Source organism: Roseburia sp. AF22-2LB, from assembly GCF_003461125.1.
GTDB lineage: Bacteria > Bacillota > Clostridia > Lachnospirales > Lachnospiraceae > Roseburia_C > Roseburia_C amylophila.
The window spans coordinates 418,515-444,114 of the sequence record NZ_QTWM01000001.1 but is presented as its reverse complement, the minus strand read 5'-3'; the positions used below and the strand labels follow the sequence as shown (position 1 = coordinate 444,114).

General features: G+C 39.6%; 19 protein-coding genes. All 19 read right to left on the bottom strand.

Annotation, left to right across the window (positions count from 1 at the left end; genetic code table 11):
• Positions 1 to 9 precede the first annotated feature (9 nt).
• The 19 genes from DWX96_RS01940 to DWX96_RS01850 all read right to left on the bottom strand — a co-directional run bounded on the left by DWX96_RS01940 (position 10) and on the right by DWX96_RS01850 (position 25,572).
• Complete coding sequence (locus DWX96_RS01940; RefSeq protein ID WP_118172998.1) at positions 10 to 1,482, bottom strand: flippase; 1,473 nt, start codon at positions 1,480 to 1,482, stop codon at positions 10 to 12.
• 15 nt (positions 1,483 to 1,497) lie between these two features.
• Positions 1,498 to 2,415, bottom strand: a complete 918-nt coding sequence (locus tag DWX96_RS01935; protein WP_158561794.1) for a glycosyltransferase family 2 protein — start codon at positions 2,413 to 2,415, stop codon at positions 1,498 to 1,500.
• A 26-nt stretch (positions 2,416 to 2,441) separates the two neighbouring features.
• Entirely contained in the window at positions 2,442 to 3,449 is a 1,008-nt protein-coding gene (locus DWX96_RS01930; protein ID WP_117840490.1) for a glycosyltransferase family 2 protein, read from the bottom strand.
• 15 nt (positions 3,450 to 3,464) lie between these two features.
• On the bottom strand, positions 3,465 to 4,454 hold the full coding sequence (locus DWX96_RS01925; RefSeq protein WP_117840488.1) for a GNAT family N-acetyltransferase: 990 nt from the start codon (positions 4,452 to 4,454) through the stop codon (positions 3,465 to 3,467).
• A gap of 13 nt (positions 4,455 to 4,467) precedes the next feature.
• Positions 4,468 to 5,565 (bottom strand): DegT/DnrJ/EryC1/StrS family aminotransferase, encoded by a 1,098-nt coding sequence (locus DWX96_RS01920; RefSeq protein WP_118056467.1) that lies wholly within the window; start codon positions 5,563 to 5,565, stop codon positions 4,468 to 4,470.
• Positions 5,566 to 5,577: 12 nt separating this feature from the next.
• Positions 5,578 to 5,991 carry a sugar 3,4-ketoisomerase gene (locus tag DWX96_RS01915; RefSeq protein WP_022244453.1) on the bottom strand — a complete coding sequence of 138 codons (414 nt, stop codon included), beginning with the start codon at positions 5,989 to 5,991 and terminating at the stop codon, positions 5,578 to 5,580.
• Between the two features lie 104 nt (positions 5,992 to 6,095).
• Entirely contained in the window at positions 6,096 to 7,064 is a 969-nt protein-coding gene (locus tag DWX96_RS01910; RefSeq protein ID WP_118056468.1) for a glycosyltransferase family 2 protein, read from the bottom strand.
• 56 nt (positions 7,065 to 7,120) lie between these two features.
• Positions 7,121 to 8,029, bottom strand: coding sequence for a glycosyltransferase family 2 protein (locus DWX96_RS01905; protein ID WP_118056469.1), 909 nt, complete (start codon positions 8,027 to 8,029; stop codon positions 7,121 to 7,123).
• Positions 8,022 to 9,800 carry a hypothetical protein gene (locus DWX96_RS01900; protein ID WP_118056470.1) on the bottom strand — a complete coding sequence of 593 codons (1,779 nt, stop codon included), beginning with the start codon at positions 9,798 to 9,800 and terminating at the stop codon, positions 8,022 to 8,024. Before DWX96_RS01900 ends, DWX96_RS01905 begins: the two co-directional genes overlap by 8 nt.
• A 90-nt stretch (positions 9,801 to 9,890) precedes the next feature.
• Positions 9,891 to 11,843, bottom strand: a complete 1,953-nt coding sequence (locus tag DWX96_RS01895) for a DUF2142 domain-containing protein (RefSeq protein ID WP_118056471.1) — start codon at positions 11,841 to 11,843, stop codon at positions 9,891 to 9,893.
• 5 nt (positions 11,844 to 11,848) lie between these two features.
• Positions 11,849 to 14,785: a YfhO family protein gene (locus DWX96_RS01890; protein ID WP_158561795.1), complete on the bottom strand. Its 2,937-nt coding sequence runs from the start codon at positions 14,783 to 14,785 to the stop codon at positions 11,849 to 11,851.
• A complete protein-coding gene (locus DWX96_RS01885; protein WP_118056473.1) occupies positions 14,766 to 15,710 on the bottom strand; it encodes a glycosyltransferase family 2 protein in 945 nt (314 codons plus the stop codon). The genes DWX96_RS01890 and DWX96_RS01885 overlap by 20 nt, the downstream gene beginning before the upstream one ends.
• 12 nt (positions 15,711 to 15,722) lie before the next feature.
• The gene (locus DWX96_RS01880) at positions 15,723 to 16,055 is read right to left on the bottom strand and encodes an EamA family transporter (RefSeq protein ID WP_117698686.1); all 333 of its coding nucleotides are present in this window, start codon (positions 16,053 to 16,055) and stop codon (positions 15,723 to 15,725) included.
• Positions 16,056 to 16,058: 3 nt separating this feature from the next.
• Complete coding sequence (locus tag DWX96_RS01875; protein ID WP_117698685.1) at positions 16,059 to 16,415, bottom strand: transporter; 357 nt, start codon at positions 16,413 to 16,415, stop codon at positions 16,059 to 16,061.
• Positions 16,412 to 17,557, bottom strand: a complete 1,146-nt coding sequence (locus DWX96_RS01870) for an ATP-grasp domain-containing protein (protein ID WP_118056474.1) — start codon at positions 17,555 to 17,557, stop codon at positions 16,412 to 16,414. The genes DWX96_RS01875 and DWX96_RS01870 overlap by 4 nt, the downstream gene beginning before the upstream one ends.
• A gap of 19 nt (positions 17,558 to 17,576) precedes the next feature.
• Entirely contained in the window at positions 17,577 to 18,593 is a 1,017-nt protein-coding gene (locus DWX96_RS01865) for an NAD-dependent epimerase/dehydratase family protein (RefSeq protein WP_118056475.1), read from the bottom strand.
• Between the two features lie 29 nt (positions 18,594 to 18,622).
• Positions 18,623 to 19,756 (bottom strand): dTDP-4-amino-4,6-dideoxygalactose transaminase, encoded by a 1,134-nt coding sequence (rffA, locus tag DWX96_RS01860; protein WP_118056476.1) that lies wholly within the window; start codon positions 19,754 to 19,756, stop codon positions 18,623 to 18,625.
• A 65-nt stretch (positions 19,757 to 19,821) separates the two neighbouring features.
• Positions 19,822 to 22,260 (bottom strand): glycosyltransferase family 2 protein, encoded by a 2,439-nt coding sequence (locus tag DWX96_RS01855; protein WP_118056477.1) that lies wholly within the window; start codon positions 22,258 to 22,260, stop codon positions 19,822 to 19,824.
• Positions 22,261 to 22,362: 102 nt separating this feature from the next.
• The gene (locus DWX96_RS01850) at positions 22,363 to 25,572 is read right to left on the bottom strand and encodes an N-acetylmuramoyl-L-alanine amidase (protein ID WP_118056478.1); all 3,210 of its coding nucleotides are present in this window, start codon (positions 25,570 to 25,572) and stop codon (positions 22,363 to 22,365) included.
• Positions 25,573 to 25,600: the final 28 nt, after the last annotated feature.

The following is a 25,600-nucleotide window of genomic DNA, read 5'->3' as shown; positions in this document are numbered from 1 at the left end:
GTATCCTCCTTATTTTTCATTGTGTTTCAATTTTCCAAATATCATGCGTACTTCTTCACGCACCAGTTCATCCCCTAAGATTAAAAGCATAATGCCATAGGTTACTACTCCAATTATAATCATCAGTAACATATAAATCAAATAACTGCTGAAAGTTACCTTCTGAAACAGCACATATGCAATGACCATCGGAACGGATGCGATGACATATTTCCAGACACCCTGCATCATTCCCTTAAACGGTATCATCTTATGTCCTAAGATAATGCAGATTAACATTACCATTGCCTCTGCCAGTACGGTAGCAATTGCTGCTCCATCGTAGCTTAATACCGGAATCAGCAGGTAGTTAATGATAAGGTTACTGATTGCGCCACCCAAGGTTGCCCAGAAAATAATCTTCTCTTTCTTCTTTGGCATAAATATCTGATATGCAATAAAGCCGTTAATCGGCGAGAAGAACAAATTGATGGCAAGAATTCTCGATGTTGTAACACTCGGGAAAAACTCGCTGTAATTCTTACCGGATATCAGATGAATGACTTCCGGCGAAATCAAAAGCATACCCACCATACATGGTACAATTAACATCATCATAAAACGGAATGCCTGTTTTAACAGTCGGTCAAAGTTATCCTTCTGGTCATTTTCAAGATAATATGCCATCCGGGGCATGATAACCGTACTCAGAGATTTAATCAGCGTACACAAAACCTGATTCATCTTCGATGCCGTTGTATAGATTCCCGCATCCTTATCTCCCTTCATCCATCCCAACATTGTAATATCGGAATTGAGATAAATAACAGATGCAATCGAAACGCCAAACATATATACCATCGGTTTCATATGAACCTTGATATCAGCCCAATGGACTCTTGTTTCAAATAAATGGATGTAATGTCTGCTGTGAATAAAATTCAGCACACCGGAGCCAACGGTAGATACCGCAGTCAATGCCACATACCATGCCACATCACCTTCATTCCGTACCAGCACAAATAGCATTACAAGTGCTACTACCTGGAAAATGACAGAACGAATCGTAATATACTCATACTCTTCCAACAGTTCATAGAGCCATTCCATACCAAGGGTGGTAAATAGAACCGTAGAACTGCTGATTAACAGCAGCATTTCATAGCCGTCAAACTTCGGCAGGAACAACGCACCTGCAAATCCGATATAAGCAAGCACCGTAAATACCAGATTGATGAAAAACATCTCCGAAGCAAATTTATTTAATTTTGCCTTATCGTCACGGATTTTTGCACCCTCTGTAATGGCATAATTATTAACACCAAAGGATGCTACCAGCTGAAAATAGCTGACAATGGATGCTACATAGGCAGCCCGTCCCACTCCGGCAGAATTCAGTACCCGCGTTGCATATGGATAGGTAATCAGCGGGAATACTATTGTCATCAAAACCCGAATCAGATTCATTATAAAGTTAAATTTGATTGATTTTACTTCTTTCACAATATGTCCTCGCTGTTACTTCTGCATTGCCTCTAAATGTTCCAAGAGAATTCCAAGCGATTTAATCTGATTCTCCAGATTAAAGATTTCTTTTTTGCGCTCGGTCTTATAAATATAATCCGTAGAGATATCCTCAAGATGAAGAATTCTTACCTCCGGACAGTATACCATCGGTATTCCCGCTTCTTTACATCTTAAATATAAAAGTTCCTCTTCCCGGAACATAAAGGTATCCGGTACGAATGCATCTTTATATTTTGTAAGATAAATCGGCGAGAAAATCAGACAGCAGCCATGCAGTACCAGCTCATCCTGATATTCCAAGGAGCCTTCTGTGCAGTCTTCATGTTTCTTTAATTCCGGCATGACATGAATCTTTCCAAGGAAGATGCGAAGCAGCAGCTTTGCTCTGTCCCAAAGATTCCAAAGCGGATAAATGGAAGAGGTAATGTGTTTTAATCTCGTCTCATATACATGGCGTTCTTTTTTCAAACCCTCAATGGATGCAATTTCATAATACATGGCATTTTCCCTGCCATCCTTTAATTCAATATGCGGTCCCATTACTGCAAACTGATGGGCTTCATAGGCTGCCTCCACCAGCTGTGCAAAGTTATCCTGCAATAAAATCACATCATTATTCATCACACAGATAAAATCACAGTGCAGCTCTTCTCTTGCATATACATAACCAAGATTGTTGCCTTTGGCAAAGCCGAGATTTTCCTTACTCAAAAGAACACTTACATGCTCTGTATCTTTATAGCACTCTGCTAAATCTTTGCCGGTTCCGTTGCCGGATGCATTATCTACTACCACAATTTCATAATCGGCCTGTGCCATTTTCTCCTGAATTGCCGCAATACACTTCTTCGTCATATCAAGAGTGCAATAATGCAATACCACAAAGCCAAATTTTTTCTTCTCACTCATCTTTGATTCCATCCATTCCAGATATCCTAATTGTGTAATAATAAACTGTCAATGAACAGCCATTTTACATGGCATACAAAATACCAAAGCATTGCCTTCCGGTATAATTTTAATGCCTTTTTATCAGACATCTTTCCGGTCTTGCAATATTCTAACCACGCCTCGGATACTGTAAGTCCGTCTTTTTTTATCTTTTCCTCATAGAAAGCCACCTTTTCTCCGGCTGGCTGTTCCTTACATTTATGCATGAAACTCATATCTGCCCGGTGACGTACGAGACTGTAGCGGATAAATTCCGGTGCAATCTTCTGCTCCAAGTCATAGTCCATCAAATTTCTAAGATAGTTGATAAACCGGGAATTTCCCGTCCAGATGCCGTCTCCGGTCTGACGATAGCTCGCCATAATATCCGGCATATAATATACATCCCCATGCTTGATAAAACAGAACGTAATGGTATTATCATTAAAATAATCTGCTACCACATCCATCGGAATATCCTTGATATAGGCACTTCGCATCAGAATAGAATCCGGATGGAAATAGAAACGTCCCCAATAGGTTTTTCCCTTTAATTTCATCGTATGATTGCAGTTTAAAAATGGTGTATTTTCTTTCGTCTTCTCATCATAGGCATAGACATTGTGGGCACAGACTGCATATTTTGCATTTTCCGGCTGATCCATAATCTCTACCTGCTTCTGCAGTTTATGGTCATCGATATAGAAATCATCCCCATCGAGATAAGCAAAATACTCTCCCTTTACATACTGCAAAAGATTCAGACGGTTTCTTGATGCCCGCTGGCTGCTGTTGTATTTCACACCAGGTTCCCGGTCCATCACATAAATTTCCATTCTATCCGGATATTTCTGCTTCCATTTCTGTAATTTTGCCATGGTGCCATCGGTAGAACCATCGTCACCAATCAGCACCTCAAAATCAAAATCACATTTCTGGTCAAAGACACTCTGCAATGCCTCATCCACATAATCTTCCTGATTATAAAAAGTCACAAGGACGCTTACTTTCATACTATCCTCCAGTGCCTACAATGTAATTGAGTAGGTCAGGTTATTACAATAGGAACTTCCGAAGTCTTCTTTACTGGTAATCAGTCCCATATTCAGATAATTACCCAAATCTTCGGTTGCTGTTCCCCAGGAAATCCGTTTATAGCCACGATTCTTCATTTCCACAATCATGGAATAATACATAAAGGTCATCGGGCTTAATTTATTAAACGCCTGTCTTGCAGCAAGATACTGTGTATGGGCACAGCCTACTTTATCGAAATAAAACATCATGGAGCCAGCTAACATTTCATCCTCTTTGAAGATGCCAAAGAAGCCACATTCCTTCGGAAAACGGTCATTCTTGAAATCTAAAAGCTCTGCTAAAGTATGTACCGGTTTGGTATCATACTTGGAAAGGTTCTCACAGAGAATATCATAGAATTCTTTAATCTCATCATCTGTCGTCAGCGGTCTGCATTCCAGGCCTTCCTTCTCACAGTTGTGTACATTGGTACGTTTTCCCTGTGCAAAGTTAGATAGAATTGCCTCTTTATAGGTAGCATAGTTTACATAAGTGCTCAGTTCCTTATGCTCCGTATAGCCTGCATGCTGGAATGCATACTGGAATAAATCACTTTCTACTTCTGAAAAAATATCGGAAGTCATCTTAAGGTAAGCCTCATCATAGCCCTGCTCCTTAAGATAATCCTTTAATTCTTCTACTAATACCACTACATGTTTGGCATTGTGATGCTTCTTGTCGATAATGATACCGCCAAAGGTAGTTCCTTTGTGGGAGAAAAAAACCTTTTTTCCATCCTGCTCCAATTCACATGCAGGAATCAGGGCTGCGATATTATTTTTCTCATTATATACTACCAAAGATACATCTTTAAATCTGCCTGCCGGATGATAATTGAAGAACCGGCGGCTCTGTAAAAAGGTTCCGTTTATGGATTTTTCTGTGATAAATTTATCCCACTGTTCCTCTAAACTGTCCTCATATTTTTCAAATCGAAACATAGTCTCTCCTCTTCTATTTGAATGCATTGATTGCATCAATGACATATCCGGTTTCTTCCTCTGTCATTCCATAGTACATCGGAATGCTAAGCTCTGTTGCAGAAATCTCTTCTGCCAGTGGAAGCTCTCCCTTTTTGATGCCAAGGCTTTCATATGCGCCCTGCAGATGCATTGGAATCGGATAATGTTTATTGGTTCCAATTCCCTTTTCATTTAAGAACTTCTCTAATTCATCCCTGCGTGCACAGCGGATTGCAAAGATGTGGAATACATGCTTCGTATCCGGCATTATAGTTGGCAGAGCGATTTCCGGATTCTTAATTCCGGCAAGATATTTCTCTGCTGTCTCAATACGGTTTGCATTCCAGCGGTCTAAGTTCTTTAATTTAATTCTTAAGAAAGCTGCCTGCATCTCATCCAGTCTGGAGTTATTTCCCTGATAGATATGATGATATTTATAATCAGAACCGTAGTTGCCAAGGGCACGTACTTTATCTGCCAGCTCTTTATCATTGGTTACAAAAGCTCCTGCATCTCCTAATGCGCCTAAGTTCTTGCCCGGATAAAAGCTGAATCCGGCTCCGTCTCCAAGACTTCCCACATGTTTTCCCTTATAGAGTGCACCATGTGCCTGTGCAGAATCTTCAATTACTTTCAGATTGTGACGTTTTGCAATCTCCATGATTTCATCCATTGGTGCCGGCTGTCCATAAAGATGTACTGCCATAATTGCTTTGGTCTTATCGGTAATCTTCTCTTCGATTCTTGCCGGGTCAATGTCAAAGGACTCTAAAGTCGGCTCTACAAATACCGGAGTTGCACCTGTATAAGAAACTGCCAGTGCAGTTGCAATAAAGGTATTGGATGGAACAATGACTTCATCGCCTGTCCCGATTCCATATGCTTTCAGTGGAAGGAACAGTGCATCCAGTCCGTTGCCTACACCGACACAGTATTTCACGCCACAATATGCGGCATACTCTTCTTCAAACTTTGCTAATTCTTCTCCCTGGATAAACCAGTTTTTCGCTAAAACCTGCTGAAATTTTCCGGTAAGTTCGTCCTTAATTTCATCATGCATTTTCTCAAATGACACAAATGGTATTTTCATGGCAATTCTCCTTTACTTATCCTTATTTTCCTCTTTTACAAATGCAAGGAATTTATCGTAATCCCTGATATAATCATTTTCATCATAATATTCTGATGCCAGTACCATCAGCACTGCATCCTCGGAGAAATCATACATTTCCCGCCACATATTATTTGCAATATATAAGCCTTCATATGGCTTGTCCAATAAGACCTCTGCCGTCTCACTGCCGTTATCCAGATGAATCTTACAGGTTCCATGAATCGGAATCAGAATCTGTTCTAAACACCGGTGTGCATGATAGCCTCTTCGTACACCATCGACGGTATCATACATATAGTAAACACGCTTAATTTCAAATGGAATATCACGCATCTCTTCCAATGCTACCAGCTGACCGCGTTCATCCCCATGCTGCTGAAATCTGTACTTAATCACTTCCATGGACATTCTCCTTCTTCCACATTCCTGTGTTCTGCTTTTCTCGTTTCTTTTCTATGTTACTTTCTATTTTCGCTCTTATTTTAGTTCCTGTTTCAATTCTCTTCTTACTCTGCTTTTTCTTTGCCGAATTCCGGATTATCTAAAAATCCCTTCTGCTGATGTAATGGCCGGTATGCGCCTTTTCGTGCCTGCAGCATATGGCTTATAAGATAACGGATGGCATCCGGATTGCGGAACAGCCGTAACAAAGTACGAAGATAAAGGTTTCTGATTTTATATAATCCCAATACCTTTTTCTGCTTCTTCACATATGGATTATCGCTGTACTGCTCCTGAATCATGGCATAGAAACGGTCTACATCCTGTGCAAGAAGCTCCGAGAAGCTGCTTTTCTTCTTAGTGGATACTCCGGTATCGGCTTCATACCATACCAGATAATCCGGGAAGAAATGCATCGGTCTGCCATCTAAGCCTGCCATCATCTGAAAAATATCTTCTGCATAAATGACCGTTCCCTCTATCTTCTTAAGATAAGTCATATAATAGTCTACGGTATAACAGGTACATGCACCGGAAGCATTGTCCCGATACAGCACCAGATTCTTTACAATCTTATCCTCATTCCAGTTCTTATACGGAGATAAATCAAAGGGATGCGGAAATTCCACATAATCTACACCGTCATCTTTCCTGCGGCAATACCCCCGCATCAGACCAAAGCAGGACTCATACCGGTTCTCTTCCATAAAGTCATACACCTGCTGCAGGGTATGTTCATTATAGAATGCATCTCCCGGGCCAAAATCCCGGACATATTTTCCTTTTGCTTTTGCCAGACCATCTATGAGATTTTTTACCGTTCCCTGATTCTTCTCATGAGGAACAAGGGTATAATCTGCAAACTGATGTGCTGCAAAATATGCTTCTATCTTATCAAAACAGTTTTCTTCTGAACCATCATCTGAGACTACGATTTCATAATCCTTAAAGGTCTGTGCCATGACAGAATCCAGAGTTACTAACAATTTCGTCCAGTCTGGATGATAAGTTACAATTAAAACAGTAAATTTCATCGTTGCTCCTTCTTGTTAACTTATACAGTTTACTATGTTTTCTTAAAATTTGCAACTTACAGTCTGCCGATGAGGAATACCAGACGTACAAATATCTCATCTACTACCTTCTGTCTTAACTTTTTCGGATAAAAAACCTTGCGCAGTGCAATCAGCGGATGAAAGCCGTCTTTGGTAAAAAGGTCTAAGATTTTCTGATTCTCCGGTGTCATCCTGTCCTTATAAAGCTTGCCATATTCCTTAATCTGCTCATGAATATGATGGAAATAATGATTCAGGAAAAAACGTTTAAAACGCCAGATCTGAAACTTAATAAAGCTGTCCCCACCATCACTGACATTATTATTGTGTCTGCGGTATTTTACCGTCGGACGCTCATCATAGATTACTTCGCCCATTCCAGCACAGACCATATACATCCACCAGTCATGTCCGGTAGATTTCTCCGGCATCTGCTCTGTTACCATGTCCTTTGCTTTGCGGTTAAATACACTGTTAAAGCCAAGAGACACACAATCCACCAATGAATTCACAAAAGAAATATTCGGCGTCTTCCCATCCCGGTGCGCCATGAAATTTAAATCTCCGTCATAGAAATCATAATTGGAAAAATACAATACCGGCACATCTTCCCTTGCATGTTCTAATTTTTCCACTGCCATCTTAATCTTGTCTTCAAACCAGACATCATCCTGGTCACTGAAAGCATAATAATCTGCTTCGCCGCCATTTGCAATGAGCCATTCAAAGCTTTTTACGAAGCCCACATTCTCTCCTGCTTCCAAATGAAGCAGTCCTTTTTCTTCATATTCCCTTACAATTGCAAGGGTTCCATCTTTAGAGCCGTCATCCCTGACATAAAGTTCCACATTGGTATAGGACTGATTTAAAATACTGTCAATCTGTGCCTTAATATACTTTTCTCCATTATAAGCAGACAGTAATACATTTACTTTTTTACTCATACAATTCCTTTCTTGCCACAAAACCTATCCCGGTATCATATATTCTCTCTAATGAATCAAAATAAGCCTGTTCATCCGCATAAATCTGGCTGTCTTTTAATACCAGAATATAGCTGGCATCAGATGCATTCAGGTGATTGAAATAATCTGTATGATCCGGGTCACTCTGTCCCCAGCCATAATACCGCTGGTCTGAAATTGCCTGATACCATAAATCATCTTCCCAGTATCCTGCCATCGGCACAATTTCTTCACCCTTGCTGATTAATTCATTATATACCCAGTGATAAAGTTCTTCCTTTTCCTTAGAATAGCCCGGCATGCCAAATGACACATAATTATAACGCAAAATATCATTAAAATCCTCTGCCTTATAAGTAGAAATCATCAAATCATTATGGATTGCAATTTTCTCCTCTATCTTGCCAAGGTACATTCCTGTTAAAAATGCCCACATCACAAAGCTTCCGGTTATCAGTACCTTTGTCTGCTTTTCTGCATAGACAACTGCATAATAGACCAATACCAACGCAATCAGCCACAACAGGAAATGAATCTTGTAAAAATAATAGGTAGATGCTTGTCCATTTACTGTCTTCATGAAAAGATATAAAGCAAACAGTAGCGTATACGGTGCTAAAAACAATACCAGATTATTCTCCTTCTTCCTACACATCCCATAGAATCCAAAGAGCATCAATGGAATAAACAGTACAAAGTTTGAAAACAAATCCCGGTAGCAGGCTCCCTCATTTACCAGTGCAGAAGATACCGTCACGCCATTGGTAAAGATACCTGCATACGTATAATAAAAGCCTACGATGCATGGGAACAGGAATACCGTCAGACAGATTGCCACGGTATCTTTGGATACCAGTTTCTTTACTTTAAACTGTTTTACAAAAATGCAGGTAATCAAAGCAAAGAAGGTAACCGGCATAAACATCACATAACATTCAAAGATAGCCAGACAGCCTAACATCAGACATACAATATTCTGCCATTTTGGCATATCATCCTTTAAATAAACGTCTGTCAAAATAATAATCATTCCGATAACCGTTACGCCCATGCCAAGGTAAACAAAGCCATAGAGCATAGAACACATCGGATAGCCTATCATATAGATAAAGGACAGGACATAAGCTGCCACTCTGCCAAACCGGTCTTTGCTTAACCTTCTTGCAATTCCATAGAAGATAAATGCCGACATCAATAGCTGAATCAGTTCACTTAAGACGAAGAATCGATAGAAATAATCCACCGGTGCAAATGGAGCTAAGAATTCAAAAAGCAGTCCATTTAACACCGTCTCATAAAACATACTGGTTACGGTTCCGGTCTCTACTAAATCCATCGCTGCCCGGAAATGGTTTGCCGGGTCAATGGTCAGGAAATTGATATTTAATGCCATTCCGCCATATCTTACCTTGGCAAATACTGCAATAATTGCCACTGCGGTTACAAGAAATGCTGCATCTGCTATGGCAAATTCATACCTCTGCCATTTCTTTTTCTTTACGATAAAGAACCAGAGCAATCCGCCGGTAAGCAAGTCAATGATTCCCATTGAAATAATATTAACCGGAATATGAATTACATTCAGGATTGCTGCCCAGAATGTGTGATAACAGTTCATCAGAATCAACAACAATGCAATCCATGTCATTCCTGCCTGCTTCCGCTCTGACTTATAGCTAAAGAATGCACCACTTAAAAGTGAAATCACTGCTATTCCATAAAAAATTGTAGTTCCAAAGTTCCATCCCATCGTATGTTTTCTCCCTTTTCCTTAAGTCTTCCTTTGTTTTTCTTTGTTCCAACTTTTCTTTATTCTAGCTTTTCTTTATTCTATCTTCCTTTAGTAACAGGTGTTCACCAGCATAAATACTGCATATAAAAGCATGATGCCCATGATTCCGGAACATTTTACCGTAAAATGTCTGATGTCCTGTTTCACATGGTCACTTCCCAGCGCCAGAAACGGTAATATCAGCATCAGAATAAAATATCTTCCCTGAATACCATTGATGACAGAAGAACCTACCGGATTGGCAATGCCATCCCCGATATAAAGTCCCATCATAATTGCTGCAAAAGTGATTATAAAAGCAAGCAGCATAATAATCCGGTGTCGTATCTTAATCCGTCCTCTTACTTCCTGACCGTCTAATAGACCAACACCTAAAAGGAAGCAAGGTCCTATTACCGCAAGCAAAGTTAATGGATAATTCATGCTTCCAAGCATATTCAACTGCTGTAAATAGTCATTCAGGTTTACTATTAATGTTGAAATAATTACCTTTATCGCAGCAATTGGATATGCTTTCAGATACTGCATCTGTGTCATGGTGTCTGCACCGCCACCAGCACCGGCCTGTAACCCGCTGATTCCGGAGGATACCCGGAACATGACATAGCCGCCTAAGATGACGAACGGAAGTAATGCGATTATAAAGGATTTCCAGTAATCTTTTCTGCTGTTAAACTTATCTTTCGGTATCATAAATACCAAAAGGCCAAGACACGCATAGACATATTTACTTAAGAACATAGTCAATAATAACAGTCCAAGCACCAGTGTCTTCTTCCAGTTCAGCTTCACTTTTTCATCAAAAGCATAGTAACAGCACAGTGCTACAAATAAGAAGCCCACACCATTTAATACTGCATCCTGGGAAAGAGAGGATGCCTGATAAATGCTTAAAGGCATCACTGCAAACATTGCCATAAGATTCTTATAAAACGGCATTAACCGTACCGCCGCATATGCCAAACCCATATATGCCAGCAAATTGAAGATACGTCCCATCAATATTACACCATAAATACTGAAATTGAACGTCCTTCCAAGGAAGATTCCAAGTCCCTGTGGCCAGTACACTACTGAAGTTACACTGTCATAATAAGTCATCTTTATCTTATTTTTAGAAAACTTATGTGTCTGTAAATACTCCAGATACCCTGTTCCTTCACTGCCATTTGGTGTCAGCTTACGATAAGCAATTTCCTGTACATTTTCCGGCACATAAATCACACCATCTTCATGTGTGAGATTAGCAAAGGAACCAAGTATATTTCCATAGGACACGTCCATACTCCGGTAGAAATGGGAAGGTCCGTCACATTCCTGAAATGCCGGATTGATTACTGCCATGCTAAGTCCCATCACAAAAACCAGTATCAGTACCATATTTTCCGGCTTTGCCCATTTTACCGGCATTACAAAGATTCCGATTACCACTGCCATTCCCAGCGCAAACAGAATGAAAAATGTCTTATTGAGTCCACCACCATAGACTACCGACATACGAAGTCTTGCAGCCGTTGCCTCTTCATTAACAAGAAGTGTCTGTTCATAATCTCCGGCCAAGGCACAATAATATACCTCCGATGCCTTGGTCTCCTCTTCTAACGTCAGATAAACACTACGTGTTCCCTCTACCCCATCTAAGGTCAGTTCCATGCTTACTACTTCTTCTGTTCCAGTAGACTTTGGCACATTACATTTTACTGCACTTAATACCTCATCCGTCTCTGCATCCCTAAGCATCGCCTGAATCGTAACGTCTTCTCCTGAATCATTCGTCATAAGAAGCGCAATATTCTGCATGTTACCGGAAACAGTAAAATACTGAGAAATCACAGCATTCTCTGCTGCAATATTTTCCTCTTCACCACTCATGTCATTGTAATTGTCCTGCCTTGAATTATAGAAAATACTGCGATGTTTTATCAATAGCAATAACATAACAATGAGGATTACCCCTGCCACGATATATTTTGGTGGTATCTTCTTTAACTTTTCCTTCATTTACCTTACCCCTGTTTTTTCTTTCTATCTCTACGATATAACCATAAGCAATATCCTACCAGCAGCAATACACCAAATACGCTCATTACCGCTCCCTGTTTCATATATGGAATATGATAAACTGCTTTAATATCATGATTGCCAGCAGTAAGTTTTACTGCCATGAAACCATAATCTCCATTGATAGTCTCCGTTTTCTTACCATCAACATAAACTTCCCATCCATCCTGGTCTGGAATTGTAAGAAGCAGAAAGCCTTCCTTTTCATTCGAAATAGTTCCGGTAAAATATTTTCCATCTGCCACAAAATCTCCAAGCTTTACTTCTCCACGTTCTGTTTCATGTAAAGCAGCCTGCTCATCCGGCACAATCAAGGTATCTTTTAACAGCATACGCCGGTCTGTCTCATCCATTGCAGCACATTCACTCTGAGAAATTGTATTGGTGTAAAAGGATGCCGCAGAATCAGCATACTTATTTCTGTAAATATAAACACTGCCAATTTTCCTAATCAATTTTCCCCATGGATATCCCACTTCTTCTGTTGTCAATACATATTTTAAATTAATCAAACTCATTGGATATACTTCAGACTCATCAGAGTATATGAAGAAGCGTTGTGCATCCAACACAATGGCTCCTGTATATAACATATTATAAAATTCTGACAGATTGCGATTAATCGTACTGTTATAGTCTGTCACAGCAGAATAACCTGCTACCTGAGAATCCCCAAAAGTTGATAAAAATGTATATGTTTTGTCCATTCTAAAAAAGGTGTTGTCATTCTCTTTTAAATATCTGATTGCTTCTATAGTATCATTCGTCATTGTTTTACCATCATAGCCAATTGCCTCTGTCGTTGTATAAGCAGTACCTCTCTGGCTAGTTGTCATATAGGTTTCTGTGCATGTTGAAAGCAGCACGCACACTATTAGTAAGCTTTCTACAATCTTACGCCCCTGCTTATTTTTCCAAAGAAACATTACCAGCAAAAGAAGTGCAAAACATATTTGCAGCATTATGATTTCTGCATCATAACTCCTTACCTCTAATGATGCCTTGTTATACGCTTTTATAGCAATATACAAACTGCTTATCAGTCCTAGACCAAGACCAATAAAACTAAATTCCTTTTTTCTTGTCAGTCTATCCCATTCTACTGCTACAAGTAATGCTGCAACCGGCATAAGTACGAATGTATACCTTGCCTGTGCATAAGCAAATCCATTAAATGCAATTGCCATTCCCGGATTAAACACCAGTAGAATTCCAACAAAAGTTATAAGAATACCGTATAATGCATTCTTATAACTCTTACATTTTTTTATACTCTGTACTAATAACTGCCCAAGGAAAAAATAAATAAAAATTGTAATGCATATATTAGGCATTTCATAATAATTTCCCCAGCCACTACTAGCATTTATGTCATTGATGTAATATAGATTATTTGATATCATCCGCCCCGCTATTTCTGAATTCTGTTCTATAGAGTATACGGAGAATAATCCATGAAAGAATTTTGTCAACGCCGACATATCTGAATCTAATCTTGATGAACTGGATGTAAGATATGATGCTGCCGGAAGTAATGATACTGCCCCTGCCAGTACCCCACAAATAATACTTCCCAAAATTGTAAATGCACGTTTTATACGCTCTTTTAAAGGCCAATTCAAGTTTGGGTTTAAAAGGCGCAAGACACAATAAATGCCAACAAACAGCAACGCCATATAAGTATTGTAATAACTGTAAATTATTGATGCTGCAACAGAAATACCCAGTCCCATAACATACCTTACTTTGAATTCCTGTATCAGCTTCTCTAAAAAAATCAATATTAACAAAAGATAAATGCAGATTGTTCCCAGGAGATAATGCTGTCCCCAAAGCATCAAATATCCATTAAATGCATATAAATATCCACCAATACAAGCAGCCCTCTCACTTACATGAAAGAGTTTTAAGAAGTACCGGCACAACAATGCCGAGAGAATAATTTTCAATATCTGTGCAACTACTAAAAGTCGTTTTACTTTTCCTATTCCGAAAACAACTCCACCTAAAATTACAAATAAACCAAAAGGATCCAATGTCTGAGAAATATTATTGATTAAACTGGTTCCTAATCCATAATCCCAGTTCCAGATAGAAAATGAACCTTCCGATATTCTTCTTACACAGTTCATATAATATGGATAATATTGTTGTATCGTATCCGAACCTATATCCATATATAAGAACAATTTCTCTCCCCAGATAAAATCATGAAATACATATGCTATAGTTATTCCAACAAAACCAGTGTATAATACTATATGCAAAAAATTGCGACCCTTTTTGCAATTTTTGAATACTAATTGCATAACTTGTAAAAGAATACATAACCCCCATAATGCAAAGGCTGTTGTTATAATTGAACTTTTATTTATTCTTGCAAAAACAGAAAATGGATTTCGATAAGATATCCTTGACAGATTATAATGAACTCCGGGTTGTGAAGAAATCTTAACCCGGATATACTTTGTTGTTTTCTTTACCTGAACCGGGTTGTGCCCCAGTTCAAAAGTATACGGAGACGATTCTTCTGCAAAGGTCTCGTTTTCCGACTGCCAGATTTCTCCTAAGATTCCCTCGCCCTCAATACGACTCATCTCAAGATCAATTAACTTATCCGAATCCACCGGAATTACAAAATAAGTATCTTTCCCTGTCACATAACCATTTCCATCCTCCGATGGAATCAGGTCGTTAGCCCCTGCTAACACTTCATCCATATCCTGATACTGTGGGAAGATGGTGGTATATACATTCAGATTGTCAAAACCTCTTGCTCCAACTGTTCCCACCAGAACCAGCCCTGCAAGAATCAGAACCAGTTCTGCAAACAATACTGCTGCATTTTTTAACCATTTCTTCCTATCGACTTGAATCTGCATCTTCCTTCTCCTCATTCAGCATCTGGCGCACCACATATAATGGTCTTTGTTTTGACTGCATAAAGATATTTCCTACATAAATGCCTACCAGACCGACTACCATAATAATAATTCCTCCGATGAGACAGTTGGTTGCTACGATACTAGTCCAGCCTGCTGCCACATGACCGGTAAAATAATAGATAATCAGTCCGATAATTATCATTGCTGAAATGATGGACATCAGGAATCCAAAGCCCATGGTGAATTTCAAAAGTTTATCTGACTGGGAAGTTAAAATCTCTCCCGCCATCTTAAAACGCTTCTTCATGTTATAAGAAGATTTTCCCTCAAAACGCTGATCATGCTCTACATCAATGGCTGTCTGTTTAAAGCCAAGCCATTTTACATAGATAACAAAGGCACGGTGCATTTCCCGCATTTTACAATAATTATCGATTACCACACGTTTGCTGATACTGAAATTACAGATTGCCGGATCATAGTGTCCATCCGATGCAAAGGAATAAATCTTATAGAATATTTTAGATACCAATACCTTTAAGAAAGAATCTTTTCTATGTGCTCGTCTGGCAAAGACCACATCATAACCTTCCTGAGCCTTGCGATAAAGATTCGGGATTTCTTCCGGTCGGTCCTGTAAATCACAGTCCATCACCACTACCCAGTCTCCCTTTGAGGCATCCAGTCCTGCAGTAATTGCCATAATCTGTCCAAAATTCCGGGATAATTCAATCCCTTTTACGCGGCTGTCCTCCTTACAGATTTCTTCGATTACTTCCCATGAATTCTGCGGGCAGGCATCATTTACCAGAATAATTTCAAAATCATCGGTGATGGTGCTTACTGATTCCACCAGACGTCTATGCAATTCATGCAGTGCTGCCCGGCATCCATAGACCGGAACTACAACTGATATATCCATTTTCATACCCTCCTATAAGTAAAACACGATAATGCCAAGCAGTATCAGTGCATTTCCAAATACTTTACGTTTTGTAATCGGCTCTTTAAAAAAGAAAAAGCTTAAAATCATAATTAAGATATAGCCCAGGGATTCAATGACCGGGCCATTCTTATATTCAATTCCATGATATGCCAGAATCGTCAATACGGTAGTTCCTACCATCATGGCATATCCGATGATGACATATGGATTTAAGTATTCCTTTATTACATTATCATATTTTTTTGCAGCACTTTTCTTTAACAAAATCTGCGAAAAGGAAGCTACTACTACGGATGCCACCAGAAAAAGCCAGTATATCATCTTTTAACCCTCCTTATTCACAATCATGGTGCCGGCAATTACCAGAAGGACACCAATAATATTCTGTACCGAAATATGTTCTCCAAAAATCAGCGCTGCCCAGATCATAGACCATAGAATCGCAATGCTCCGGTTTGCATATGCTACCGACAAATCAACCCTTTTGATAATCTGCTGCCAGAAAATGGCATACAATCCAAGGATGCAGATTTCCACTCCGTAACACAGAATAAATCCCATGGATAAAAACTCATATCCTGCTGCAAACTTCGCTGCCACACCGGATAATGTGTATATCATAATTACCAGCTGCAGTAAAATCAGCAGTATCCACTTTTTCTTTCCTTCTACTTTACTCATCGTTCCAACCAATCCTTAATCTCTGCCTGATTTTTTCCAGCCAGAATGTAATAACCAAAACGGCTTCCACTGTCTACTACCTGATGTTCTCCTACCGGCTCCATTTCACTGACCATCTGAAGCAGTTCCGGACTTTTGCTCTTAATCTCTTCCAAGACATCCAGATCCTTCTTTGTAAACACAAAGCGGATTCCCGCGCACATTGGCTCATGTGCCGGTGTCAGTTCCGGTTCCTGTCCCAAAGCAGTCTCAATTACCATGCGGACAAAGTCATATCCGGAAGATAAATATACCAGATGGGAGCCAATACAGTCGCCACCCATACGGGAACCGATTTCAATGATTCGTACATTACCATCGGCATCCAGTTTAAATTCTGAATGAGAAGCACCATTTTCAATCTCAAGGGCTGTCAGTGCCTTCGGAATAAATTCCTTCACCCGGTTCATTTCGATTTCAGAAAGCTCCGGCGGCTCCATATGTCCGGTCTCAATAAAATGAGGATATCCTGTGGTATATTTCTTTGTCACCGCCAGTACATGATGTCTGCCCTGATAAGAAATACATTCACAGCTATATTCATTGCCTTCGATATATTCCTCAATAATTGCCTTCTTTTCAAAGGAATTACGCACTGCCTCTTCCACTGCCGGAGCAATCTCTTCAAGACGTTCCACCCTCATAATACCGCGGCTTCCGGAACGGTCGGTCGGTTTTACAATCATTGGAAACTGCATATCTGCTACAGCCGCCGCATAATCATCCCCTTCACATACACTGACAAAGCCCGGTGTAGGCACACCATGCTTCGAAAAAGCTTCCCGCATAGCAAATTTATTGGTAGATATATAGATACAGTTGTCAGAATTATGTGGTAATCCAAGCTGCTCTGCCAGATACTGCACGGTAATATTGGCAAGATCAGATGCTATTGTTGCAACTGCATCCGGCTGAATCCTCCGGCATTCTTCTAAGATTGCTTCCTTTTCCACAATGCTGATAGGATAAAAATAATCTGCTGTCCTCTCTCCGATAGAGCCATCTTTCCATGCAAATACATGTGTCTCATATCCCATCTCTTTTGCCTTTAAAATGAGCGGATTCTGAAAAGAATTCGCTCCTATAATTACAATTTTCTTCATATTGCCATCCTCCCGGCACTTATTTATCCTTGCGGCGGCTTGCGATGAACTTATCCCATCTTCCGCTTTCTAATTCTTTTTTATAATCTTCCATTATTGCACGATAAGAAAGATATTCCGGTACAAAGCCGAAATCTTCCTTCGCCTTTGTCATGTCAAACAAAAAGGATGGTGTATTATTTGGCTTGTCCGGGCGATAGACAATCTTAGAACCCTTACCCGGTCCAAATACATCAATAACGGTCTGCACCTGCTCCTCTAAAGTAAGTTCTGTACCGGATGTCATATTATAAAGACCATAGGTCTTATCACTGCGTAATGCCAGCACAAATGCTCTCGCAACATCCTTTACATAAATAATGTCTCTGGAAATCTGTGGGTCACCCCAGATTTCAATATCTTTTCCGGCTTCTGCATTCTCAATAAAGGTCTGGATTCCGGTCTTATAATATTTACCATTCACATAAATCTCAGAATGAGGTCCTACTCCGTATACCGGTGGCAGGCGGAAAGATGCACACTGCATGCCATGCTGCTCATTATAATATTCCATCACATCATTGGCGGCATTTTTGGAAATCACATATACCGCATGGTCTCCAGTATACATGAAATCTCTCGGCTCTGTCTCTTTTAAGGCAACGCCTTTTTTCCATGCATTTCTTACATCTGCATAGCTGCTGGTAGCAATCACTTTCTTAATGCCATTCTTCCGGCAGTATTCCAGCACATTAATGGTTCCCTCTACATTGATACGGATATAGTCTGCGGCATTCTCATCTGCACTGATATCCACCGGTGCATTTGCCGGAAGCAGACCTGCCAGTAAAATGACACCCTCTACACCTTCTGTCGGTAATTTATCAAAATCTTCTTTTTTCGAAATATCCAATGACACACAGGTAACGCCTTTTGCTTCCAGTTCCTGCTTCATGATTGCATTTCTTCCAGTTGCCAGCACCTCATAGCCTTCTTCTAAAAAGCGGTCTACCGTATACATTCCAATAAATCCTGTTGCCCCAATAATAACAACCATATCCTTAATCCTCTTTCCTGTATTTTCATTTATCTCTCTTTGTAAAATGCATTGACCTTATCAATTACATAATCTGCCTGCTCCAATGACAGATTATAATACAACGGTAATCGAACCAGCTTCTCGCTTTCCACTGTTGTATAACGGTCTTCTCCAGCAAATACACCATAACGCTGACCTGCCGGTGCTGTATGTAATGGTATATAATGAAATACTGCCTGTACACCCTGTTCCTTTAAATAACTGATTAAAGCTGTTCTTTCTTCTAAATCTCTGGCCTTGAGATAAAACATATGTGCATTATGTACACAACCATCCGGTATCGTTGGGCGGGCAATTTTACCCTCATCAGATAATTTTTCCAATCCATCCCAATAGCGGTTCCAGATAGACAGACGTTTTTCATTAATCTTATCCGCTACTTCAAGTTGTGCATAAAGATATGCTGCATTCAATTCACTTGGCAGATAAGAAGACCCCGCTTCTACCCAGGTATACTTATCAATCTGCCCCCGGAAGAATTTACTACGGTTTGTTCCTTTCTCCCGGACAATTTCTGCATTCTCTACATTTTTCTCATCCCGGATTAAAAGTGCTCCGCCTTCTCCCATACTGTAATTCTTCGTCTCATGAAAACTGTAACATCCGTAATCTCCCATGGTTCCAAGTGCTTTTCCCTTATAAGAAGACATCACACCCTGGGCTGCATCTTCAATCACCAGAAGATTATATTTCTTTGCTATTGCAAGAATAGTATCCATTTCACAGGATACCCCGGCATAATGTACCGGAACAATTGCTCTTGTCTTATCCGTAATTGCATGTTCAATCAGTTTTTCGTCGATATTCATGGTATCCGGCCGGATATCTACAAATACTGCCTTTGCCCCTCTTAGTACAAAAGCATCTGCTGTTGACACAAAGGTATAAGCCGGCATAATTACTTCGTCTCCCGGCTTAATTTCTGACAGAATTGCTGCAAGCTCTGTTGCATGGGTACAGGATGTTGTCAGTAATGCCTTTTTTGTTCCTGTATGTTCTTCTAACCAGGCATTACACTTCTTTGTGTATTCTCCATCCCCACATATTTTCTTATTTTCTACCGCCTTACGGATATAGTCCATGCTTTTTTCCATATAAGGTGGTTCGTTGAAATTAATCATTTTTCATCCTCCATTGTATATTAACGTCATTATATGACTTTTTGTTCTTTAACACAATAAATACGCTACTCTTTCAAAGAAAAATCTGCTTTATCCAGTGTTAAATTCGGATTATAGTACGGATCTCCATTTTCTAAAAGTTCTCCCCATCGTTCTCCAAATAAACCTATCTCCTGCTGGAATCTTGCTACTTTATCTGCGGAATCCTCCTGCCCTCTGGATTTTGACTCATAATGATAGAACTGGGCATATGGATTATATACTACAAGATAGCCCGCTTTTCTTACCTTCAGGCAAAAATCAATATCATTAAAGGCTACCTTAAATTCTTCATTTAAGCCCTCTACTTCATCAAATACACTTCGTCTTACCATCAGGCAGGCTGCCGTTACTGCTGACAAGTCCTGAACACTTATAATTCTTGAAAAATATCCATTATCATCTCTGTCCTGTCCGATAAAGGCATGTCCTGCAACACCGCCAAATCCAATGATAACTCCGGCATGCTGAATGGTATTATCTTCAAATATTAACTTTGCTCCCACAATTCCAACATCAGGACGCATGCATACATCCAGCATTTCTTTGATGCTGTCCGGTTCAATCATTTCTGTATCATTGTTCAGAAGCAGGACATATTCCCCATTTGCCTCTTTTGCGCCAAAATTATTAATTCTTGAATAGTTAAACTCTTCCTTGTAATATAAAACTCTGACATTATCCCTTTTCTCAATCTCTTTATAATAAGCGAAGGTCTCTTCTTCTGTACTGTTATTCTCTACAATGATAAATTCAAAATTCCGGTATGAGGATTTCTCTTCAATGGAATCCATACATTTTTTTAAATCCGCAACATGATCCTTATTTGGAATCAAAATAGATACTAGCGGCTGCTCCTTCCAGAGATAATGGGTACGGTACATCCCATAGAAGGGTCCCTGCTCCACTTCTGCTGGAATTCCGATTCTGTCATAATGTGCTTTTACCGCTTTGCATCCGTTTTCGAAGGCATATAACTTGCTTTCCGGATTCTCGGAGGTTGACTGTGCATGACACCGCCAATGATACAGCACCTTGGGAATATGCACGATATGCTCCGCCTTCTCGGTACAGCGTAAAATAAAATCATGATCCTGTGCACCATCATAACAGCTTTCAAATAGCCCCGCCCGCTCCATCACATCTTTGCGAACAACAAAGAGATGACAGATATAATTCATGGTACACAACAAATCAATATTATAATCGGATTTAAAATGTGGCTCAAAAAACTTCTTTCCACTCATATCCACTTTATCTTCGTCCGAATAAATCACATCTGTCTGCGGCTCCTTCTGTACCGCTTTTGCACACTGATACAGTGCTTCCGGAGAAAGTAAATCATCATGGTCTGTCAGCACAACAAAATCACCGTCTGCCATTTTCAATGCTTCATTGGTATTGCCGGCAATTCCCTCGTTGCTGTCTAAAAGGCAATATTTAATCCGTTTATCTTTTGCAATATATTCCCCGACAACAGGCTGGAGGCTGTGCTCCCTGCCACTTCCATCCGCAAGGCAAAGCTCCCAATTCGTATAAGTCTGTGCCTGTACCGATTCTATCATTTCCCGCAGATATTTTTCTTTTGTCTGGTACAGCGGAACTGCAATGGAGAAACATGGACCATTTTCAAATACTTCCTGTCTCTGACGAGCCAGTTCTTCTTCCTTCACACCATATTTTTTCAGAAAATCCTCGTATGATACAGTATCCTTTTTTCCCTGCATTTTTCTAATTATTTTACGTATTGTACGTTTCACACCATACTGTTTCCAATAACATATCCCTTTTTGAAACAGGCTTACTGTATCATGCCCACTTTCACCATGTCTCACTTTATCCAGAGACACGATATACTTATTTTCTTTTTCATTTGCATATAAATGTAAACTGAGTTTTCTGCCATTTTGTTCCGGTACATAAATTTCAAATCCGCATTTTACCGTTTCTTCTAACTCAGGAAATACATCCATAACATCTTTTCGATATTTCCACTGAACATCTATCGGAACATTTTTTCCATCTACCTGTGCCTGGCACTTTGTCTGTTCTCCAGCCACACACCATCCTGTCAGTACAAATTGCCCATCTTCCAGGCGTTCCATCTCCAAATTTCCATCCAGATGATTTATCATCTTCTCGAACTGTTTTTTATTAACATGATATACTTCTGTCTCTTCTGTTCCAAGGCAACTACATATTTTAAAATCTACTACAGTTTCTTCCGGTAACAATAATTTTCCAGTGATTTCTTCTCCTACATTCATCCGGTATTGCAAGTGTCTTCGTCTTACCTCTGCACCACTGGTAATCGTATATTCCACTGGAATTTCTTTTTGATTCAGATACACTTTTAATGTTCGGTTTTCCGGATTATCTTCCGGGAAAAATCCCCGAATAATCAATGTTCTTTCCTCCCGGGCATATAATCTGATACATTCTACTATAAAGTTTACTTCTGCCATAGTTGCCTCCATTTTAAAAGAAATCATAGCTTTCTATATTGTACCAAAAATAAACCGGATGGTCAAATAACGACCATCCGGTTCCTATCTTCTTTATTCTTATTAATATTTATATAACTGATTCATATAATCATTTAAAATACTATAACCATATCCTTTTTCTGTAGCCCAACCAAATCCAGATGGATTTTCTGATATACCAAGCCATTCGATGTATGGAGCTGTACCAGAGCGGTTTGCTGCAAACCAGGAACTGTAACGTTTATCTACAACAGGATTCGCAAAGGTTGGATTCTTTACTGCATACGCTTTTAAATGCTGCACATGCGCCCGGATTCCTTCTCTTACATTCTGATAAGAATCTCCATTCGTGCTTGCATCTGTTACACCCATTCCTGCGAAATTAAACTGATCAATTTTTACCTGTCCGGTAAATTTTAAGAAACCAGTCTCCTTCATTGCCTGGGTGAATGCCAATGCCGGATCCACTCCTTCTGCCGTTGCTTCATCATAATAAACCTGGCAAAAGCTTCTGATATCAGGAACATTGGCATTTCCGTAGTATGCCGGATAAGAAGCTTTGGCATTATAATAATTTACCATCTGATTTACTGTTGTAGTTGATTTTGTTATTACAGAATGATATATCTGTGATTCTGCATTTCTGCCCTCTGCCTTACCATTCTGGATATAATGCATATAATATGGCTTTAAATCATTGCCAAACGCTTGCTGCAAATCCATGTAATTGTTTTTATATATCTGAACGTTAAACTTCTTGCTTGCCTGACGTCCCTCTTTCATTCCATTATTTACAAAATGGGCTAAAAGGTCAATGTCATCTCCCTTGAAAGCAGATTTCAAATCACTGTATTTACTGTTGTAATAGTTGTAATCATATACCGCAGAATAATCCGTTCCATTGTAAATTGTTACCGGATTCTGAAGTACCTTGACACCGGCAGCAGTCCGCCTTTCTTTTTTGCCACTATTCATATAATGAAAATAATAACTCTTTAAGTCCTTACCAAATGCCAGTCTTAAATCCTGATACTGATTCCGGTAAGAGAAAACATCAAAATCAGCCTTTGCCTGACGTCCCTCAGCCATCCCACAGTTTACAAAATGGGCAAGCAATCCTACTTCATCATTTGTATATATTCTTGCTAAATCACTATATTTTTTGATATAAAAATTGTAATCATATACCGCAGAATAATCTACTCCATTATATGTTGTTATTGGATTCTGAATAGATTTCACACCTGTAGCTTTTCTTCCTTCTGCTTTACCATTACTAATATAATGCATATAATAGCTCTTTAAATTATTTCCAAAAGCTACTCTCAAATCCTGATATTGATTACGATAAGAGAAAACATCAAAGCTGTCTTTGGCCTGACGGCCTTCACTCATTCCACAATTCACAAAATGAGCAAGTAATCCTATATCATCATTCGTATATATCTTCGCCAAATCGCTATGCTTTTTCAGATAATAATTATAATCGTATACGGCAGAATAATCTATTCCATTGTACGTCGTTATCGGCTTTTGTAATGTATTTACACCTGTGGCTTTTCTGCCTTCTGACTTTCCACTACTAATATAGTGCATATAATAACTCTTTAAATTATTACCAAATGCTGCCCTCAAATCAGGGTACAGATTCTTATATGAATATACATCAAACTGGGAACTTCCCTGGCGTCCTTCTGCCATACCATACTGTATAAAATGCTGTAATAATGCACTGTCATCATTGCCAAATGCTGTCTTTAAATCAGGATAGCGGTCTGCATAATATGCAGCATCAAATACTGCTGAATATTCTTCCGGTTTCTCTTTCTTTAACCCAAAATACTGTGCAATTCCGGTTGCATCTGCCACACCAAGTTTTTTTAATCCTTCATCATTGGAAAGAAAGTTAGCAGCATCTGAAGAATTAGACATAAAAGCATGCTCTACAATAATTCCAGGGATACCATATTCCTTACAGTGTCTGATTACTGCATAATAATCTGCTGCCGAACCATCCGGATATTTATCCTCATTTGCATTTCTTATCTGTGTCCCTCTGCCTTTTAATCCGAGGCTGGTCAACTGTTCTAATATACAGGATGCTGCAGAGCCACCCACCTGACTGGTCCATGGGTTATAATTCTGGTTCGGATACCAGATTTCTGCACCGGATGCACTGGATGCACTGGAATAATTATTATGTAGAGAGACAAAAAGATTTGCTCCCATATCTCTTGCTATATCAGCTCTCCGCTGGAGGCAGGATTTATTATCTCCCCCACCATTCGGGCAGGAGGCAGAATCTCTCGTCATATATACAGTCACACCATAGTATTCTTCCAGTTCCGCTTTACAATACTGTGCAATTTTCAGATTCAGCTGTGCTTCCACGAATCCATTTGCAGAACTTCCGCCATGGGTTCCATCGTGCCCCGGGTCTAAGACAACAACCACATTTCCATTATAACGTGCTGTGCTTATTCCGGATTCTGCTGCTTCTGCTTTCTGGGTTGCAATGGCATCTGCAATCGAATCTTCTGATGTCTGATTGCCATTTTCATCAAAGCTTACTACATCCATATCTACATCTGTGGTCGCTTCATCTACTACTTCTGCATCCGGATTGGTCTCTACTTCTGTATTGACACCAAACCTAACGTCCATTCCTGCATCAGATAAATTAATCTGATATTCCTGACCATCTTTTTCATAAATGATAGCATCCAGTGCATATTCACCGGTACGGCTCTCATCTGCAAAAGTCTCTGAAAATCTGAGACCGTTTCCATCTGTCTCTGTAGCTGCCATCTCATAAGCTGCTCCATCAGATACTCTGTGATACAGTAATCTGCCACCACCAATAGCTAAATCTTCATTTCCGATATTGGCAACTACATTCTGTGTACCGCCAACTGCTATGTACGCATTATCTAATACCAGATAATTCAGTAAATCTTCTGCTGCCAATATATCTGCTGTCACTGCATTTTGTGTGTCCGCACTCTGTGTTTCTATTTCTGACTTTCCGGCAGTTTCTGTTCCATCAGCAGTTTCTTCTGTAGCGGTTGTTCCTTCTACTGCCTCTGTCGTTTCCTGCTCAGTGTCTGTAATACTCTCTTGTCCGGTAAGGGCTGTGTCTATTACTGTTTCCTCATTGCTCTGCTCTTCTGGCGTTACAGTATCCTGTGTTTCCTGCGTTTGTGCTGCATACAGATATTCTGTAGGCAGACTGGTAAGAATTGTTACTGCTGCCAGCAAAAGGGCTGCTTTTCTGCTCCATTTCTTTTTCATTTTGTCTTTGCTCCTTTGCTGCTTTACT

What these genes read in the sequence shown, in the direction of transcription:
- DWX96_RS01910 (WP_118056468.1), bottom strand. Translation starts at nt 7,064, where the DNA reads ATGAAATTTACTGTTTTAATTGTAACTTATCATCCAGACTGGACGAAA.
- DWX96_RS01930 (WP_117840490.1), bottom strand. Translation starts at nt 3,449, where the DNA reads ATGAAAGTAAGCGTCCTTGTGACTTTTTATAATCAGGAAGATTATGTG.
- DWX96_RS01915 (WP_022244453.1), bottom strand. Translation starts at nt 5,991, where the DNA reads ATGGAAGTGATTAAGTACAGATTTCAGCAGCATGGGGATGAACGCGGT.
- DWX96_RS01870 (WP_118056474.1), bottom strand. Translation starts at nt 17,557, where the DNA reads ATGAAGAAAATTGTAATTATAGGAGCGAATTCTTTTCAGAATCCGCTC.
- DWX96_RS01900 (WP_118056470.1), bottom strand. Translation starts at nt 9,800, where the DNA reads ATGGGATGGAACTTTGGAACTACAATTTTTTATGGAATAGCAGTGATT.
- DWX96_RS01850 (WP_118056478.1), bottom strand. Translation starts at nt 25,572, where the DNA reads ATGAAAAAGAAATGGAGCAGAAAAGCAGCCCTTTTGCTGGCAGCAGTA.
- DWX96_RS01925 (WP_117840488.1), bottom strand. Translation starts at nt 4,454, where the DNA reads ATGTTTCGATTTGAAAAATATGAGGACAGTTTAGAGGAACAGTGGGAT.
- DWX96_RS01905 (WP_118056469.1), bottom strand. Translation starts at nt 8,029, where the DNA reads ATGAGTAAAAAAGTAAATGTATTACTGTCTGCTTATAATGGAGAAAAG.
- DWX96_RS01895 (WP_118056471.1), bottom strand. Translation starts at nt 11,843, where the DNA reads ATGAAGGAAAAGTTAAAGAAGATACCACCAAAATATATCGTGGCAGGG.
- DWX96_RS01890 (WP_158561795.1), bottom strand. Translation starts at nt 14,785, where the DNA reads ATGCAGATTCAAGTCGATAGGAAGAAATGGTTAAAAAATGCAGCAGTA.
- DWX96_RS01935 (WP_158561794.1), bottom strand. Translation starts at nt 2,415, where the DNA reads ATGAGTGAGAAGAAAAAATTTGGCTTTGTGGTATTGCATTATTGCACT.
- DWX96_RS01885 (WP_118056473.1), bottom strand. Translation starts at nt 15,710, where the DNA reads ATGGATATATCAGTTGTAGTTCCGGTCTATGGATGCCGGGCAGCACTG.
- DWX96_RS01875 (WP_117698685.1), bottom strand. Translation starts at nt 16,415, where the DNA reads ATGAGTAAAGTAGAAGGAAAGAAAAAGTGGATACTGCTGATTTTACTG.
- DWX96_RS01920 (WP_118056467.1), bottom strand. Translation starts at nt 5,565, where the DNA reads ATGAAAATACCATTTGTGTCATTTGAGAAAATGCATGATGAAATTAAG.
- DWX96_RS01865 (WP_118056475.1), bottom strand. Translation starts at nt 18,593, where the DNA reads ATGGTTGTTATTATTGGGGCAACAGGATTTATTGGAATGTATACGGTA.
- DWX96_RS01880 (WP_117698686.1), bottom strand. Translation starts at nt 16,055, where the DNA reads ATGATATACTGGCTTTTTCTGGTGGCATCCGTAGTAGTAGCTTCCTTT.
- DWX96_RS01855 (WP_118056477.1), bottom strand. Translation starts at nt 22,260, where the DNA reads ATGGCAGAAGTAAACTTTATAGTAGAATGTATCAGATTATATGCCCGG.
- rffA (WP_118056476.1), bottom strand. Translation starts at nt 19,756, where the DNA reads ATGATTAATTTCAACGAACCACCTTATATGGAAAAAAGCATGGACTAT.